Genomic DNA, 15,538 nt, shown 5'->3' on the forward strand with positions numbered 1-15,538 from the left:
CGTGCCCTGGGTGATCAGGGTATCCGCCGGCACCGACAGCCGGGGGGCGGACGGCGGAAGCCGTCCGCCCCGAATCGGTGAACCACCCGCCGAACTACCCCTCGTCCCCGCCCTGTTCGCGGATGCGTTCGGCGATCTGCGCGGGCATCGGCTCGTGCCGCGCGTACGCCCGGTCGAAGCGGGCCGTGCCGTGGGAGAGCGAGCGCAGGTCGACGGCGTAGCGGCCGATCTCGAACTCGGGGACCTCGGCCCGGATCAGGGTGCGGCCGGCGCCCACCTGTTCGGTGCCGAGCAGCCGGCCGCGGCGGCCCGAGAGGTCGCTCATCACGGCGCCCACGTAGTCGTCGGGGACCAGGACGCCGACCTCGGCGACGGGCTCCAGGAGATGGATCTTCGCGTCGGCGGCGGCCTCGCGCAGGGCGAGCGCGCCCGCGGTCTGGAAGGCGGCGTCGGAGGAGTCCACCGAGTGCGCCTTGCCGTCGACCAGGGTGACCCGTACGTCCACGAGGGGATGTCCGGCGGCGACGCCCTTGGCGGCCTGGGCGCGGATCCCCTTCTCCACGGAGGGGATGAACTGGCGCGGCACCGCCCCGCCGACCACCTTGTCCACGAACTCGATGCCGGAGCCGCCGGGCAGCGGTTCGACCTCGATCTCGCAGATGGCGTACTGGCCGTGGCCGCCGGACTGCTTGACGTGCCGGCCGCGCCCGGTGGCCTTGCCGGCGAACGTCTCGCGCAGGGAGACCTTGTGCGGTACGACGTCGACCTGGACGCCGTAGCGGCTGCGCAGCCGTTCCAGCGCGACGTCCGCGTGCGCCTCGCCCAGGCACCACAGCACCACCTGGTGGGTGTCCTGGTTCTGCTCCAGGCGCATCGTCGGGTCCTCGGCGACCAGCCGGGACAGCCCTTGCGAGAGTTTGTCCTCGTCGGCCTTGCTGTGCGCCTGGATGGCGACGGGGAGCAGCGGGTCCGGCATCCGCCAGGGCTCCATCAGCAGCGGGTCGTCCTTGGCGGAGAGGGTGTCCCCGGTCTCGGCGCGGGCGAGTTTGGCGACGCACACCAGGTCGCCGGCGACGGCCTGGGTGACCGGTCGCTGCTGTTTGCCGAAGGGCATGGACAGGGCGCCGACCTTCTCGTCGACGTCGTGGTCCTCGTGGCCGCGGTCGGTCAGGCCGTGTCCGGAGACGTGCACCGGCTGGTCGGGGCGCAGGGTGCCGGAGAAGACGCGGACCAGGGAGAGGCGGCCGACGTAGGGGTCGGAGGCGGTCTTGACGACCTCTGCGGCCAGCGGCCCCCCGGTGTCGCACGGTGTGAGTTCGCGGGGCTCGCCGTCGATGGTGGTCACGCCGGGCATGGGGTGTTCGAAGGGGGTCGGGAAGCCGCCGGTGACCAGGTCGAGCAGTTCCACGGTGCCGAGGCCCTGGCGGGCGCCGTCGGCGGCGGGGGCGGCGGCCAGCACCGGGAAGAAGCTGCCGCGGGCCACGGCCCGTTCGAGGTCCTGGACGAGGGTCTTCAGCTCGACCTGTTCGCCGCCGAGGTAGCGGTCCATGAGGGTCTCGTCCTCGCTTTCGGCGATGATCCCCTCGATGAGCCGGTCGCGGGCCTCGTCCAGGTCGGACAGCTGGTCGGGGCCGGGTTCGGACTCCTTGCGTTCGCCGGTCGAGTAGTCGAACAGCTTGCGGGTGAGCAGTCCCACCAGGCCGGTGACGGGCGTGTGCCCGTCGGGTCCCTCGGGTCCGCGCAGCGGCAGGTAGAGGGGGAGTACGGCGTCGGGGTCGTCGCCGCCGAAGGCCTCGGCGCAGATCCGGGTCGTCTCCTCGAAGTCGGCGCGGGCCGCCTCCAGGTGGGTGATCACGATCGCGCGGGGCATCCCGACGGCCGCGCACTCCTCCCACACCATGCGGGTGGAGCCGTCCACGCCGTCCGCGGCCGAGACGACGAAGAGGGCCGCGTCCGCGGCGCGCAGACCGGCCCGCAGCTCCCCGACGAAGTCGGCGTAGCCGGGGGTGTCCAGGATGTTGATCTTGATGCCGTCCCAGGCGACCGGCACCAGGGACAGCTGGACGGAGCGCTGCTGGCGATGCTCGATCTCGTCGTAGTCGGAGACGGAGCCGCCGTCCTCCACGCGGCCCGCCCGGTTCACCGCCCCGGCGGTCAGCGCGAGGGCCTCCACCAGGGTCGTCTTGCCCGATCCGGAGGGGCCGACCAGCACCACGTTCCGTATGGACGCGGGTTGGTCGGCCGTCAGAGCCCTGCCGGCGGCTCCGGGGTGTGTCTGAGTCTTGTCGCCCATGATCCTGCCTCCCGTGCACGGTGAGGTCATCGGGGCGCGGACACGCGAACCGCGTGCTGCGGCGGCTTCGGCGACGCCCGCGGTTATTCGAGCTTTCCACTCCCGTCACGTGGCGTCCATACGACGGCCCCGATCCCGCCGTCCGACGAGGTCCCGCGGTGGCCGCCGCCCGTTCCCCGCGCGGGGCCGCCCGGTTCTCCAGGCCGGCGCCCCGCGCGGGGTCGTACGGGCCGCTCGCGGGGAGCTGTGCGCGAGCCCCGGCGCACCACCTCGGCGCACGGGCCGCGGGTGCCCGCCCGCCACGCGTACGCGCGCGTGGCTACGATGGGCCAGCCGACGGCCATCAGGGCCGCGGCGACACCGACCGTCGGGAAGGCCATGCTGAACAAGTACGCGCGTGCATTCTTCACGCGTGTCCTCACACCGTTCGCCGCGTTTCTCATCCGGCGGGGGGTGAGCCCCGACACGGTCACGCTGCTCGGCACGGCGGGCGTGGTGGCGGGCGCGCTGGTCTTCTATCCCCGAGGCGAGTTCTTCTGGGGCACGGTCGTGATCACCCTGTTCGTCTTCTCCGACCTGGTCGACGGCAACATGGCCCGCCAGCTGGGCCGCTCCAGCCGCTGGGGCGCCTTCCTGGACTCCACCCTGGACCGGGTCGCGGACGGCGCGATCTTCGGCGGCTTCGCGCTCTGGTACGCGGGGCGGGGCGACGACAACATGATGTGCGCGGTCTCGATCTTCTGCCTGGCCAGCGGTCAGGTGGTGTCGTACACCAAGGCGCGCGGCGAGTCGATCGGGCTCCCGGTCGCCGTCAACGGACTGGTCGAGCGCGCCGAGCGGCTGGTGATCTCGCTGGTCGCGGCCGGTTTCGCGGGCCTGCACAAATTCGGGGTGCCGGGCATCCAGTGGCTGCTGCCGATCGCCCTGTGGATCGTGGCCGCGGGCAGCCTGGTCACCCTGGTCCAGCGGGTCGTCACGGTGCGCCGGGAGTCCGCGGAGGCCGAGGCGGCCGCGCGGCAGGACGCGAGCGGAGCGGCCCAGTGAGCCTCGCCGACCGGCTCAGCGACGGGCTGTACGGCGCGGGCTGGAGCACCGTCAAGAAGCTCCCGGAACCCCTCGCCGTCCGCCTCGGGCGCTCCATCGCCGACCTCGCCTGGAAGAAGCGCGGCAAGGGCGTGCTGCGCCTGGAGGCGAACTACGCGCGGGTGGTGCCCGGCGCCACCCCCGAGCGGCTCGCGGAACTCTCCCGCAAGGGCATGCGCTCCTACCTGCGTTACTGGATGGAGTCCTTCCGGCTGCCCGCCTGGAGCCCGGAGCGGATCAAGGCGGGCTTCGACCCCAAGGACGTCCACCACCTGACCGAGGGCCTCGACGCCGGCAAGGGCGTGATCCTCGCCCTGCCGCACCTGGCCAACTGGGACCTGGCCGGCGCCTGGGTGACCACGGCGCTGGGCACCCCGTTCACCACGGTCGCCGAACGCCTCAAGCCCGAGACGCTCTACGACCGCTTCGTCGCCTACCGCGAGGGCCTCGGCATGGAGGTGCTGCCGCACAGCGGCGGCTCCGCCTTCGGCACCCTGGCCCGCAGGCTGCGCGACGGCGGTCTGGTCTGCCTGGTCGCGGACCGGGACCTGTCCGCCTCCGGCGTCGAGGTCGACTTCTTCGGCGAGAAGGCCCGGATGCCCGCCGGCCCCGCCCTGCTCGCCCAGCACACCGGCGCCCTGCTGCTGCCGGTCACCCTCTGGTACGACGACTCGCCGGTCATGCGGGGCCGGGTCCATCCCCCGCTCGAAGTGCCCGCGTCGGGCACCCGTGCCGAGAAGACGTCCGTCATGACCCAGGCCCTGGCCGACGCCTTCGCCACCGGGATCGCCGAGCACCCGGAGGACTGGCACATGCTCCAGCGGCTGTGGCTCGCCGACCTCGACCCCGCGAAGGGACCCGCGTGAGAATCGGGATCGTCTGCCCGTACTCCTGGGACGTGCCCGGTGGCGTCCAGTTCCACATCCGCGACCTCGCCGAGTACTTCATCCGCCTCGGCCACGAGGTCTCGGTGCTGGCCCCGGCCGACGACGACACCCCGCTGCCGCCGTACGTCGTCTCGGCGGGCCGCGCGGTCCCGGTGCCGTACAACGGCTCGGTGGCCCGGCTGAACTTCGGCTTCCTGTCGGCCGCGCGGGTGCGGCGCTGGCTGCACGACGGCGCCTTCGACGTGGTGCACATCCACGAGCCGACCTCGCCCTCGCTGGGCCTGCTCACCTGCTGGGCGGCGCAGGGCCCGATCGTGGCCACCTTCCACACCTCCAACCCGCGCTCGCGGGCGATGATCGCCGCGTACTCGATCCTCCAGGCCGCCCTGGAGAAGATCAGCGCCCGGATCGCGGTGAGCGAGTACGCCCGGCGCACGCTGGTGGAGCACCTGGGCGGGGACGCGGTGGTCATCCCCAACGGCGTCGACGTCGACTTCTTCGCCGAGGCGGAGCCGAAACCCGAGTGGCAGGGGGAGACGATCGGCTTCATCGGCCGTATCGACGAGCCCCGCAAGGGCCTGCCCGTGCTGATGAGGGCTCTGCCGAAGATCCTGGCCGCGCGGCCCGGCGCACGGCTGCTGGTCGCGGGCCGCGGCGACGAGGAGGCGGCCGTCGAGAACCTGCCCGCGCCACTGCGCTCGCGGGTGGAGTTCCTCGGCATGGTCAGCGACGAGGACAAGGCACGCCTGCTGCGCAGCGTGGACGTGTACGTGGCGCCCAACACCGGCGGTGAGAGCTTCGGCATCATCCTGGTCGAGGCCATGTCGGCGGGCGCCCCCGTGCTCGCCTCCGACCTCGACGCCTTCGTGCAGGTCCTCGACGAGGGCCGAGCGGGCGAGATCTTCGCCAACGAGGACGCCGACGCGCTCGCCGACGCCGCCGTACGGCTGCTCGCCGACCCGGAGCGCCGGGCCGCGCTGCGCGCCCGCGGCAGCGCCCATGTACGGCGCTTCGACTGGTCCACGGTCGGCGCGGACATCCTCTCCGTCTACGAGACGGTCACGGACGGCACCACGGCGGTCGCGGCGGACGAACGTTCGACGGGACTGCGGGCGCGGTTCGGACTGGCGCGGGACTGAGGCCTGCTGGGCGCCGGCTCAGCTCTCGTCCGGGGCCGAAACCTGCGGTGGGAGCGAGGCTCGCGGGGTGCCGGCTTGGACCTCGTCCGGAGCCGAAACCTCCGGGCGGGGACCGAGGTTCCTGGCCGGGGCCGGCACCCCTGGGCGGGGCCGACGCCCCTGGGCGCTCTGGGCGGGACCGCGACCTCTGGGCAGGACCGACGCCACGAGGCGGAATCTTCACCCCTGGGCGGCACTTCGACCTTGTCCGGGGCCGAAACCCCGTGCGCGGGTGAAACAGGTGCCGTCCAGGCGCGCGTCCGGTGGGCCGACGGGCTGCCGGTAGCCTTCCCGCGTGACCGCAACCCTCATCTGGATCCTCGTCGCCCTCCTCGCGATCGGCGTCTACCTGAGCTGGACCGCAGGCCGCCTGGACCGGCTGCACGTACGGATGGACGCGGCCCGCGCCGCGCTCGACGCCCAGCTGCTGCGCCGCGCCTCCGTCGCCCAGGAACTCGCCACCTCCGGCGTGCTCGACCCGGCCGCCTCGATCGTGCTGTACGAGGCCGCGCACGCCGCCCGGCAGGCCGAGGAGGAGCAGCGGGAGGTGGCCGAGAGCGAGCTGAGCCAGGCGCTGCGCGCGGTGTTCGCGGAACCGGCCCAGGTGGAGGCCCTGCGCGAGGCGCCCGGCGGCGAGGACGCCGCCCATGAGCTGGCCGAGGCCGTCCGCCGGGTCCCGATGGCCCGCCGCTTCCACAACGACGCCGTGGGCGCCGCCCGCCGGCTGCGCGAGCACCGCAAGGTCCGCTGGTTCCGGCTGGCCGGCCACGCCCCCTTCCCACTGGCCTTCGAGATGGACGACGAGCCGCCCGCCGCCCTGGTGGAACGGGCCGCCTGACCACCCCTCACCTGGCATTCCCAGCGAAAACGAGCCACCGGCTTTCCATTGGCCCTTGCTGTGGCCTGGTCCGCTCGCGTTTCCTCGGTGCAGCAGAGAACCCTCTTTCACTTCAGTGAGGTCACCCGTGTCCACCACCGAGAACCAGGCTCCCGAGACCGGTACCGCCCGCGTGAAGCGCGGCATGGCCGAGCAGCTCAAGGGCGGCGTCATCATGGACGTCGTCACCCCGGAGCAGGCGAAGATCGCCGAGGACGCGGGCGCCGTCGCCGTCATGGCCCTGGAGCGGGTCCCGGCCGACATCCGCAAGGACGGCGGCGTGGCCCGGATGTCCGACCCGGACATGATCGAGGGCATCATCGACGCCGTCTCCATCCCGGTCATGGCCAAGTCCCGCATCGGCCACTTCGTCGAGGCCCAGGTCCTGCAGTCCCTCGGCGTGGACTACATCGACGAGTCCGAGGTCCTCACCCCGGCCGACGAGGTCAACCACTCCGACAAGTGGGCGTTCACCACCCCGTTCGTGTGCGGCGCCACCAACCTGGGCGAGGCCCTGCGCCGCATCGCCGAGGGTGCCGCGATGATCCGCTCCAAGGGCGAGGCCGGCACCGGCAACGTCGTGGAGGCCGTGCGCCACCTGCGCCAGATCAAGGGCGAGATCGCCAAGCTGCGCGGCTGCGACAACAACGAGCTGTACGCCGCCGCCAAGGAGCTGCGCGCCCCCTACGAACTGGTCAAGGAAGTCGCCGAGCTGGGCAAGCTCCCCGTGGTGCTGTTCTCCGCCGGCGGCGTGGCTACCCCGGCCGACGCGGCCCTGATGCGCCAGCTCGGCGCCGAGGGCGTGTTCGTCGGCTCCGGCATCTTCAAGTCCGGCGACCCGGCCAAGCGTGCCGCCGCCATCGTGAAGGCCACCACCTTCTACGACGACCCGAAGATCATCGCGGACGCGTCGCGCAACCTCGGCGAGGCCATGGTCGGCATCAACTGCGACACCCTCCCCGAGACCGAGCGCTACGCGAACCGCGGCTGGTAAGCACGGGACCACAGGTATCCGAATCCCATGAACACTCCTGTCATCGGTGTCCTGGCGCTCCAGGGCGACGTACGGGAGCACCTCATCGCCCTGGCCGCGGCGGACGCCGTGGCCAGGCCGGTGCGGCGCCCCGAGGAACTCGCCGAGGTCGACGCGCTCGTCCTGCCCGGCGGCGAGTCCACCACCATCTCCAAGCTGGCCGTGCTGTTCGGCGTGATGGAGCCCCTGCGCGCGCGGGTGCGCGCCGGCATGCCCGTCTACGGCACCTGCGCGGGCATGATCATGCTGGCCGACAAGATCCTCGACCCGCGCTCGGGCCAGGAGACCATAGGCGGCATCGACATGATCGTGCGCCGTAACGCCTTCGGACGCCAGAACGAGTCCTTCGAGGCCGCGGTCGACGTGCGCGGCGTCGCGGGCGATCCTGTGGAGGGCGTCTTCATCCGCGCTCCCTGGGTGGAGTCCGTGGGCGCGGGCGCCGAGGTGCTTGCCGAGCACGGCGGTCACATCGTCGCCGTCCGCCAGGGCAACGCGCTCGCCACATCCTTCCACCCGGAACTGACGGGCGACCACCGTGTGCACGCCCTGTTCGTGGACATGGTGCGCGCCAACGCCACCGCGGAGTCCTTGTAGGATCTCAGGCGTTCGTTCATAGATGGGTAACGCGAAGGAGACAGGCAGATGTCCGGCCACTCTAAATGGGCTACGACGAAGCACAAGAAGGCCGTGATCGACGCCAAGCGCGGCAAGCTCTTCGCGAAGCTGATCAAGAACATCGAGGTTGCCGCGCGCATGGGCGGCGTGGACCTCGACGGTAACCCGACGCTCTACGACGCCGTCCAGAAGGCCAAGAAGCAGTCGGTCCCGAACAAGAACATCGACTCCGCGATCAAGCGCGGTGGCGGTCTCGAGGCCGGCGGCGCCGACTACGAGACGATCATGTACGAGGGCTACGGCCCGAACGGTGTCGCGGTCCTCATCGAGTGCCTTACCGACAACCGCAACCGCGCCGCCTCCGACGTGCGCGTCGCCATGACCCGCAACGGCGGCAACATGGCCGACCCCGGCTCGGTGTCGTACCTCTTCAACCGCAAGGGCGTCATCATCGTCCCCAAGGGCGAGCTGACCGAGGACGACGTGCTCGCCGCCGTCCTGGACGCCGGTGCCGAGGAGGTCAACGACCTCGGCGAGTCCTTCGAGGTGCTCAGCGAGGCCACCGACCTGGTCGCGGTCCGCACCGCCCTCCAGGAGGCCGGTATCGACTACGACTCCGCCGAGGCCAACTTCGTCCCGACCATGCAGGTCGAGCTGGACGAGGAGGGCGCCAAGAAGATCTTCAAGCTGATCGACGCCCTGGAGGACAGCGACGACGTGCAGAACGTCTTCGCCAACTTCGACGTGAGCGACGAGGTCATGGAGAAGGTCGACGCGTAACGCGTGGAGCATCGCGACGGGCCGACGGGACACACCCCGTCGGCCCGTCGCGTTGTCAGAGGCACCCGATAGCCTGCACAAACAGGTGATCGAGCAGTCGCAGGGAGGGGGGACCCGGTGCGGGTACTGGGGGTGGATCCGGGGCTGACCCGGTGCGGGGTCGGCGTGGTGGAGGGGGTCGCGGGGCGCCCGCTCACCATGGTCGGCGTCGGTGTCGTCCGCACCCCCGCGGACGCCGAGCTCAGCCACCGACTGCTCGCCGTCGAGCGGGGCATCGAGCAGTGGCTGGACGAACACCGGCCGGAGTTCGTCGCCGTGGAGCGCATCTTCAGCCAGCACAATGTGCGCACCGTCATGGGGACCGCCCAGGCCAGCGCCGTCGCCATGCTGTGCGCCGCCCGCCGCGGCATCCCCGTCGCGCTGCACACCCCCAGCGAGGTCAAGGCCGCCGTCACCGGCTCGGGCCGCGCCGACAAGGCCCAGGTCGGCGCCATGGTCACCCGGCTGCTCCGGCTCGCCGCGCCGCCCAAGCCCGCCGACGCCGCCGACGCCCTCGCGCTCGCCATCTGCCACATCTGGCGCGCCCCCGCCCAGAACCGGCTCCAGCAGGCCGTCGCCCTGCACACCGCACACGCGCCGAAGGGCCGGTGACACGGGAAGAGGGCCGTCGGTCCTTGATCATCGGGGCCTGCGCGGTGCTGTCGGTGCCACCGCATAACCTGGCCCAGCAACACCACCCACACGACGAAAGGCCGTACGGCATGATCGCCTCCGTCAGCGGCACGGTCACCGCGCTCACCCCCGACACCGCGGTGGTGGAGGTCGGCGGCGTCGGCATGGCCGTCCGGTGCACCCCGGACACCCTGGCCACGCTCCGCGTCGGACAGCCCGCCCGGCTGCACACCTCGCTGGTCGTCCGCGAGGACTCGCTGACCCTGTACGGCTTCGCCGACGACGACACGCGCCAGGTCTTCGAACTGCTCCAGACGGCCAGCGGCGTCGGCCCCCGGCTCGCCCAGGCCATGCTCGCCGTGCACACCCCGGACGCCCTGCGCCGCGCCGTCGCCGGCGCGGACGAGAAGGCGCTCACCGCGGTCCCCGGCATCGGCAAGAGGGGCGCCCAGAAACTGCTCCTCGAACTCAAGGACCGCCTCGGCGCTCCCACCGGCACCGCCCCCGCCCTCGGCGCCCCGGTCACCCAGGGCTGGCGCGACCAGCTGCACGCGGCCCTCATCGGCCTCGGCTACGCCACCCGCGAGGCCGACGAAGCCGTGACCGCCGTGGCCCCGCAGGCCGAGGCGGCGGGCGGCACCCCCCAGGTCGGCCCCCTCCTGAAGGCAGCCCTCCAGACCCTGAACCGCGCCCGCTGACCCCCACCCCTGTTGAGGCACACCACATGAACTGGGACGACCCGGCCGACACACCCGACGCCGAGCGGCTGGTGGGCTCCGTCGCCGACCGCGAGGACCAGGCCGTCGAGGCCGCCCTGCGCCCCAAGGACCTCGGCGAGTTCATCGGGCAGGAGAAGGTCCGCGAACAGCTCGACCTGGTGCTGCGGGCGGCCCGCGCGCGCGGCGCCACCGCCGACCACGTACTGCTCTCCGGCGCGCCCGGCCTCGGCAAGACCACCCTGTCGATGATCATCGCGGCCGAGATGGGCGCCCCCATCCGCATCACCTCGGGCCCCGCCATCCAGCACGCCGGCGACCTCGCCGCGATCCTCTCCTCCCTCCAGGAGGGCGAAGTCCTCTTCCTGGACGAGATCCACCGCATGTCCCGGCCCGCCGAGGAGATGCTGTACATGGCGATGGAGGACTTCCGTGTCGACGTCATCGTCGGCAAGGGCCCCGGCGCCACCGCCATCCCCCTCGAACTGCCCCCGTTCACCCTGGTCGGCGCCACCACCCGCGCCGGCCTGCTGCCGCCCCCGCTGCGCGACCGCTTCGGCTTCACCGCGCACATGGAGTTCTACGAGCCGCGCGAACTGGAGCGCGTCGTACACCGCTCCGCGCAGCTCCTGGACGTCGGCATCGACACCGAGGGCGCCGCCGAGATCGCGGGCCGCTCCCGCGGCACCCCCCGCATCGCCAACCGCCTGCTGCGCCGCGTCCGCGACTACGCGCAGGTCAAGGCGGACGGCATGATCACCAGGGAGATCGCCGCGGCCGCCCTCGCCGTCTACGAGGTCGACGCGCGGGGCCTGGACCGGCTGGACCGCGCCGTCCTGGAGGCTTTGCTGAAGCTTTTCGCCGGCGGCCCCGTCGGCCTGTCCACCCTGGCCGTCGCGGTGGGGGAGGAGCGGGAGACCGTCGAGGAGGTCGCGGAACCCTTCCTGGTCCGCGAGGGACTGCTGGCCCGCACCCCGCGCGGCCGCGTCGCCACGCCCGCCGCCTGGACACACCTCGGTCTCACCCCGCCCGGCTCCGCCGCGCCGGGAAACGGACAACAGGACCTGTTCGGGACGTGACACCACCGGCGCCGGGCGCCCCTCCGCTTCGGCAGTGGCCCGGTGCGGAACCCAGGTGCCATGCTGGGCGTTGTTCCATGTGCGCGGACTCGCTTAGACTCCGCCGATGCCGCCCTTGTGGGCGGCGCCGACACACCCCCATCCCCGAAAAGGCCGCTCTCCGTCGCGGTCGCGCGAAGGAAATCCCGTCCCGTGAACCCGTATACCCTTCTCCCGTTCATCGTGCTCATCGCGGCCATGTTCCTGATGACGCGCTCTGCCAAGAAGAAGCAGCAGCAGGCCGCGCAGATGCGCAATGAGATGCAGCCCGGATCCGGTGTCCGCACGATCGGGGGAATGTACGCGACGGTCAAGGAGATCAACGAGGACACCGTCCTCCTCGACGCCGCTCCCGGCGTGGACCTCCTCTTCGCGAAGAACGCGATCGGCGCCGTCCTCACCGACGACGAGTACAACCGCATCGTGCACGGCATCGAGCACGACCTGAAGTCCGACGCCGACATCGTCCCGGACGACGCCTCCTCCCTCACCGAGACCGACGAGACCGACGGATCTGCCGCCGCTGCCGCCGCCTCCGACGACAAGATCGACCTCGGTAAGAAGGACGCCGACGAGGACACCGCCGGCGAGTCCGGGGCCGCCGAGGCCACGACGGAGGACCAGCCGAAGAAGACCGACGGCGACTCCGACGCGAAGTAGTCACGCCCCGGTGGTGCGCGAGACGGCATAATCACGCCCCGCGCACCACCGGGCGCGTCTGTTTCCCGCACGGGGAGCCCGACACCATGTCATGGCCGCCGAGCGCCGACCGGGCGCGGGGCGGCCCGAGAGGGAGTACGAGAAGGTGGCAGCACCTAAGAAGGGCCGGAGCTCGAGCGCCCAGGGCAAACCAGGGCGCTCACTGGCCCTGATCCTGATCGCCATCGTGGCGCTCACCGGCGGAATGTTCGCCTCAGGGCACACCACCCCCCGTCTCGGTATCGACCTTGCCGGCGGCACCAGCATCACGCTGACGGCGGTCAACCAGCCGGGCCAGCCCAACGCGATCAACAAGACCAACATGGACACCGCGGTCGACATCATGAACCGCCGTGTCAACGGTCTTGGCGTGTCGGAGGCGGAAGTCCAGACCCAGGGCGATCGCAACATCATCGTCAACATTCCGCGGGGCACGAACTCCAAGGAGGCACAGCAGCAGGTCGGCACCACCGCCAAGCTGTACTTCCGCCCCGTCCTGCAGCGGGAGGCCCAGGGCGCCACCGGCCAGCCCAGCCCGAGCGCCACCAAGGGCGGCAGCCCCTCTCCGGGCGCCTCCAGCAGCCCCTCACCGAGCGCGTCCACCGGCTCGCAGAAGGCCACCGGGTCCAGCAGCCCCTCGGCGTCCGCGACCACTCAGGGCCGCGCCGTCACCGACGCGCTGAAGAAGACCTCCCCGTCGCCGTCCGCGACCGGGTCCACGACCCCCGGCGCCAGCACCTCGCCCTCGCCGTCCCCCTCCGGGAACAAGGGCTCCTCCGACCTCCAGGCGCGCTACGCGGCCCTCGACTGCACCAAGCCCTCCGCGCAGAACAGCGCGGGGCAGGGCGCCAAGCCCGGTGAGTCGACCGTCGCCTGCGGCAAGGACGGCAAGATCTGGAGCAAGTTCCTGCTCGGCCCCGTCGCCGTCGACGGCCAGGACGTGAAGAAGGCGCAGGCCGTCTTCGACACCCAGGGCGCGAGCGGCTGGCAGGTCCAGATGACCTTCGACTCCAAGGGCGCCAAGAAGTTCGCCGACATCACCGGCCAGCTGACGCAGAAGACCACCCCGCAGAACGAGTTCGCGATCGTCCTCGACGACCAGGTCGTCTCCCACCCGTACGTCCAGACCGCCATCACCGGCGGCCAGGCCGAGATCTCGGGCAGCTTCAACCAGCAGGACGCCCAGAGCCTCGCCAACATGCTGTCGTATGGCGCGCTCCCGCTGTCCTTCAAGGAGTCGAGCGTCACCACGGTGACCGCCGCGCTCGGCGGCCAGCAGCTGCACGCCGGTCTCCTCGCCGGCGCGATCGGCCTCGCCCTCGTGATCATCTACCTGGTGTTCTACTACCGCGGGCTGTCGCTCATCGCCGTGGCGTCCCTGATGGTCTCCGCGATCCTCACCTACGTGATCATGTCGCTGCTCGGCCCGACCATCCACTTCGCGCTGAACCTGCCGGCCGTCTGCGGCGCCATCGTCGCCATCGGCATCACAGCCGACTCGTTCATCGTCTACTTCGAACGCATCCGGGACGAGATCCGCGAGGGCCGCTCGCTGCGCCCCGCCGTCGAGCGCGCCTGGCCGCGCGCCCGGCGCACCGTCCTGGTCTCCGACTTCGTGTCCTTCCTCGCCGCCGCCGTCCTGTTCATCGTGACCGTCGGCAAGGTCCAGGGCTTCGCGTTCACGCTGGGCCTGACCACCCTGCTTGACGTGGTCGTGGTCTTCCTGTTCACCAAGCCGCTGATGACGCTGCTCGCCCGCCGCAAGTTCTTCGCGGGCGGCAACAAGTGGTCCGGACTCGACCCGAAGAGTCTCGGCGTCAATCCGCCGCTGCGCCGCACCCGCCGTCCCGCCGGTCCGGCCGGCCCTGTCGACCCGAAGGAGGCGTGAGCGATGTCGAAACTCGGCACCATCGGCGCCCGGCTGCACCGCGGCGAGATCAGCTACGACTTCATCGGCAAGCGCAAGATCTGGTATGGCGTCTCCATCCTGATCACCATCACGGCCATCCTCGGCCTGGCGGTGCGCGGCCTGAACATGAGCATCGACTTCCAGGGCGGTGCCGTCTTCACCACGCCGACCAGCATGAACGTCTCGGTCGCCCAGGCGGAGACGTACGCCAAAGACGCCTCGGGCCACGAGGCCGTCGTGCAGAAGCTCGGCAACGGCAGCCTGCGCATCCAGGTCGCCGGCCTGGACACCGCCAAGTCCGACCAGGTCAAGCAGAGCCTGGCCAAGGACCTGAAGCTCGACCCCGAGAAGCTCGCCGCCGACCTGGTCGGCCCGAGCTGGGGCCAGGAGATCGCCGACAAGGCCTGGGAGGGCCTGGCGATCTTCATGGTGCTCGTCGTGATCTACCTGGCCATCGCCTTCGAGTGGCGCATGGCCGTCGCGGCCCTGGTCGCCCTGATCCACGACATCACCATCACGACCGGTATTTACGCCCTGGTCGGCTTCGAGGTCTCGCCCGGCACCATCATCGGTCTGCTGACCATCCTCGGTTACTCGCTCTACGACACGGTCGTCGTCTTCGACAGCCTCAAGGAGCAGACGAAGGACATCACCAAGCAGACCCGCTTCACCTACAGCGAGATCGCCAACCGGTCGATCAACGGCACCCTGGTCCGCTCCATCAACACCACGGTCGTCGCCCTGCTGCCGGTCGCCGGCCTGCTGTTCATCGGCGGCGGCTTCCTCGGTGCCGGTGACCTCAACGACATCTCGCTGTCGCTGTTCGTCGGCCTCGCGGCCGGTGCGTACTCCTCGATCTTCATCGCCACCCCGCTCGTCGCCGACCTCAAGGAGCGCGAGCCCGCGATGAAGGCGCTCACCAAGCGGATCATGGCCAAGCGCGCCCAGGCCGCTTCGGAGGCCGGTCCCGCCACCGCGGGCGGCGACGCCGAGGACGCCGCGCCCGCCGTGGTCGGCCCGCGCAACCAGCCCTCCCCCCGCGGCCGGGGCCGCGGCCGGCAGGCGGGCAAGCGCCGATGACCGACATCCAGGAGCTGCTGCTCAGCCGCATCCGCGATGTCGCGGACTACCCGGAGCCGGGCGTGATGTTCAAGGACATCACGCCGCTGCTGGCGGACCCCGCCGCGTTCACCGCCCTCACCGACACGCTCGCCGGCATCGCCACGAGCACCGGCGCCACGAAGATCGTCGGCCTGGAGGCCCGCGGCTTCATCCTCGGCGCCCCGGTCGCCGTCCGCGCGGGCCTGGGCTTCATCCCGGTCCGCAAGGCCGGCAAGCTGCCCGGCGCCACCCTGCGCCAGGCGTACGACCTGGAGTACGGCTCGGCCGAGATCGAGGTCCACGCCGAGGACCTGACCGGTGGCGACCGCGTCCTGATCGTGGACGACGTGCTGGCCACCGGTGGCACCGCCGAGGCGGCGATCCACCTCATCCAGCGCGCCGGCGCCGAGGTCGCGGGCCTCGCGGTCCTGATGGAGCTGGGCTTCCTCGGCGCCCGCACCCGCCTGGAGCCGCCCCTCGCCGGAGCCCCCCTGCAGGCCCTCCTCCAGGTCTGAGCGAGCCCCCGCCGACAACACCGTACGGCCGCCCCGGCACGCCGCCGAGGCGGCCGTACGGC

General features: G+C 71.6%; 15 protein-coding genes. 14 read left to right on the plus strand and 1 reads right to left on the minus strand.

Translation table 11 applies throughout. From position 1 onward, the window contains the following. Positions 1-94 precede the first annotated feature (94 nt). Entirely contained in the window at positions 95-2,293 is a 2,199-nt protein-coding gene (locus tag AC069R_RS13330) for an elongation factor G-like protein EF-G2 (RefSeq protein ID WP_478766952.1), read from the minus strand. Positions 2,294-2,617: 324 nt separating this feature from the next. On the opposite strand from AC069R_RS13330, the gene pgsA reads away from it, so the two are divergent. The 14 genes from pgsA to AC069R_RS13400 all read left to right on the plus strand — a co-directional run bounded on the left by pgsA (position 2,618) and on the right by AC069R_RS13400 (position 15,476). Beyond that, positions 2,618-3,337 carry a phosphatidylinositol phosphate synthase gene (gene pgsA / locus AC069R_RS13335; RefSeq protein WP_397986886.1) on the plus strand — a complete coding sequence of 240 codons (720 nt, stop codon included), beginning with the start codon at positions 2,618-2,620 and terminating at the stop codon, positions 3,335-3,337. Continuing rightward, positions 3,334-4,242 (plus strand): phosphatidylinositol mannoside acyltransferase, encoded by a 909-nt coding sequence (locus AC069R_RS13340; RefSeq protein ID WP_478766953.1) that lies wholly within the window; start codon positions 3,334-3,336, stop codon positions 4,240-4,242. Before pgsA ends, AC069R_RS13340 begins: the two co-directional genes overlap by 4 nt. Beyond that, positions 4,239-5,402: a glycosyltransferase family 4 protein gene (locus AC069R_RS13345; RefSeq protein ID WP_478766954.1), complete on the plus strand. Its 1,164-nt coding sequence runs from the start codon at positions 4,239-4,241 to the stop codon at positions 5,400-5,402. Before AC069R_RS13340 ends, AC069R_RS13345 begins: the two co-directional genes overlap by 4 nt. A 334-nt stretch (positions 5,403-5,736) precedes the next feature. Then, positions 5,737-6,279: a LemA family protein gene (locus tag AC069R_RS13350; RefSeq protein ID WP_478766955.1), complete on the plus strand. Its 543-nt coding sequence runs from the start codon at positions 5,737-5,739 to the stop codon at positions 6,277-6,279. 127 nt (positions 6,280-6,406) lie between these two features. Further along, positions 6,407-7,312 carry a pyridoxal 5'-phosphate synthase lyase subunit PdxS gene (gene pdxS, locus AC069R_RS13355; RefSeq protein WP_037651067.1) on the plus strand — a complete coding sequence of 302 codons (906 nt, stop codon included), beginning with the start codon at positions 6,407-6,409 and terminating at the stop codon, positions 7,310-7,312. Positions 7,313-7,339: 27 nt separating this feature from the next. Next, positions 7,340-7,945 (plus strand): pyridoxal 5'-phosphate synthase glutaminase subunit PdxT, encoded by a 606-nt coding sequence (gene pdxT, locus AC069R_RS13360; protein WP_397986889.1) that lies wholly within the window; start codon positions 7,340-7,342, stop codon positions 7,943-7,945. Positions 7,946-7,993: 48 nt separating this feature from the next. Beyond that, entirely contained in the window at positions 7,994-8,746 is a 753-nt protein-coding gene (locus AC069R_RS13365) for a YebC/PmpR family DNA-binding transcriptional regulator (RefSeq protein ID WP_397986890.1), read from the plus strand. Positions 8,747-8,863: 117 nt separating this feature from the next. After that, complete coding sequence (gene ruvC / locus AC069R_RS13370; protein ID WP_478766956.1) at positions 8,864-9,397, plus strand: crossover junction endodeoxyribonuclease RuvC; 534 nt, start codon at positions 8,864-8,866, stop codon at positions 9,395-9,397. A gap of 110 nt (positions 9,398-9,507) precedes the next feature. Next, positions 9,508-10,116 carry a Holliday junction branch migration protein RuvA gene (gene ruvA / locus AC069R_RS13375; protein WP_478766957.1) on the plus strand — a complete coding sequence of 203 codons (609 nt, stop codon included), beginning with the start codon at positions 9,508-9,510 and terminating at the stop codon, positions 10,114-10,116. Between the two features lie 26 nt (positions 10,117-10,142). After that, positions 10,143-11,213 (plus strand): Holliday junction branch migration DNA helicase RuvB, encoded by a 1,071-nt coding sequence (gene ruvB, locus AC069R_RS13380; protein ID WP_478766958.1) that lies wholly within the window; start codon positions 10,143-10,145, stop codon positions 11,211-11,213. A 192-nt stretch (positions 11,214-11,405) separates the two neighbouring features. After that, positions 11,406-11,912, plus strand: coding sequence for a preprotein translocase subunit YajC (yajC, locus tag AC069R_RS13385; protein ID WP_478766959.1), 507 nt, complete (start codon positions 11,406-11,408; stop codon positions 11,910-11,912). A gap of 145 nt (positions 11,913-12,057) precedes the next feature. Continuing rightward, positions 12,058-13,839: a protein translocase subunit SecD gene (gene secD, locus AC069R_RS13390; protein ID WP_478766960.1), complete on the plus strand. Its 1,782-nt coding sequence runs from the start codon at positions 12,058-12,060 to the stop codon at positions 13,837-13,839. A gap of 3 nt (positions 13,840-13,842) precedes the next feature. Beyond that, the gene (gene secF, locus AC069R_RS13395; RefSeq protein ID WP_478766961.1) at positions 13,843-14,940 is read left to right on the plus strand and encodes a protein translocase subunit SecF; all 1,098 of its coding nucleotides are present in this window, start codon (positions 13,843-13,845) and stop codon (positions 14,938-14,940) included. Then, positions 14,937-15,476 carry an adenine phosphoribosyltransferase gene (locus tag AC069R_RS13400; RefSeq protein ID WP_478766962.1) on the plus strand — a complete coding sequence of 180 codons (540 nt, stop codon included), beginning with the start codon at positions 14,937-14,939 and terminating at the stop codon, positions 15,474-15,476. Before secF ends, AC069R_RS13400 begins: the two co-directional genes overlap by 4 nt. Positions 15,477-15,538: the final 62 nt, after the last annotated feature.

Source organism: Streptomyces sp. NPDC043952, from assembly GCF_056435325.1.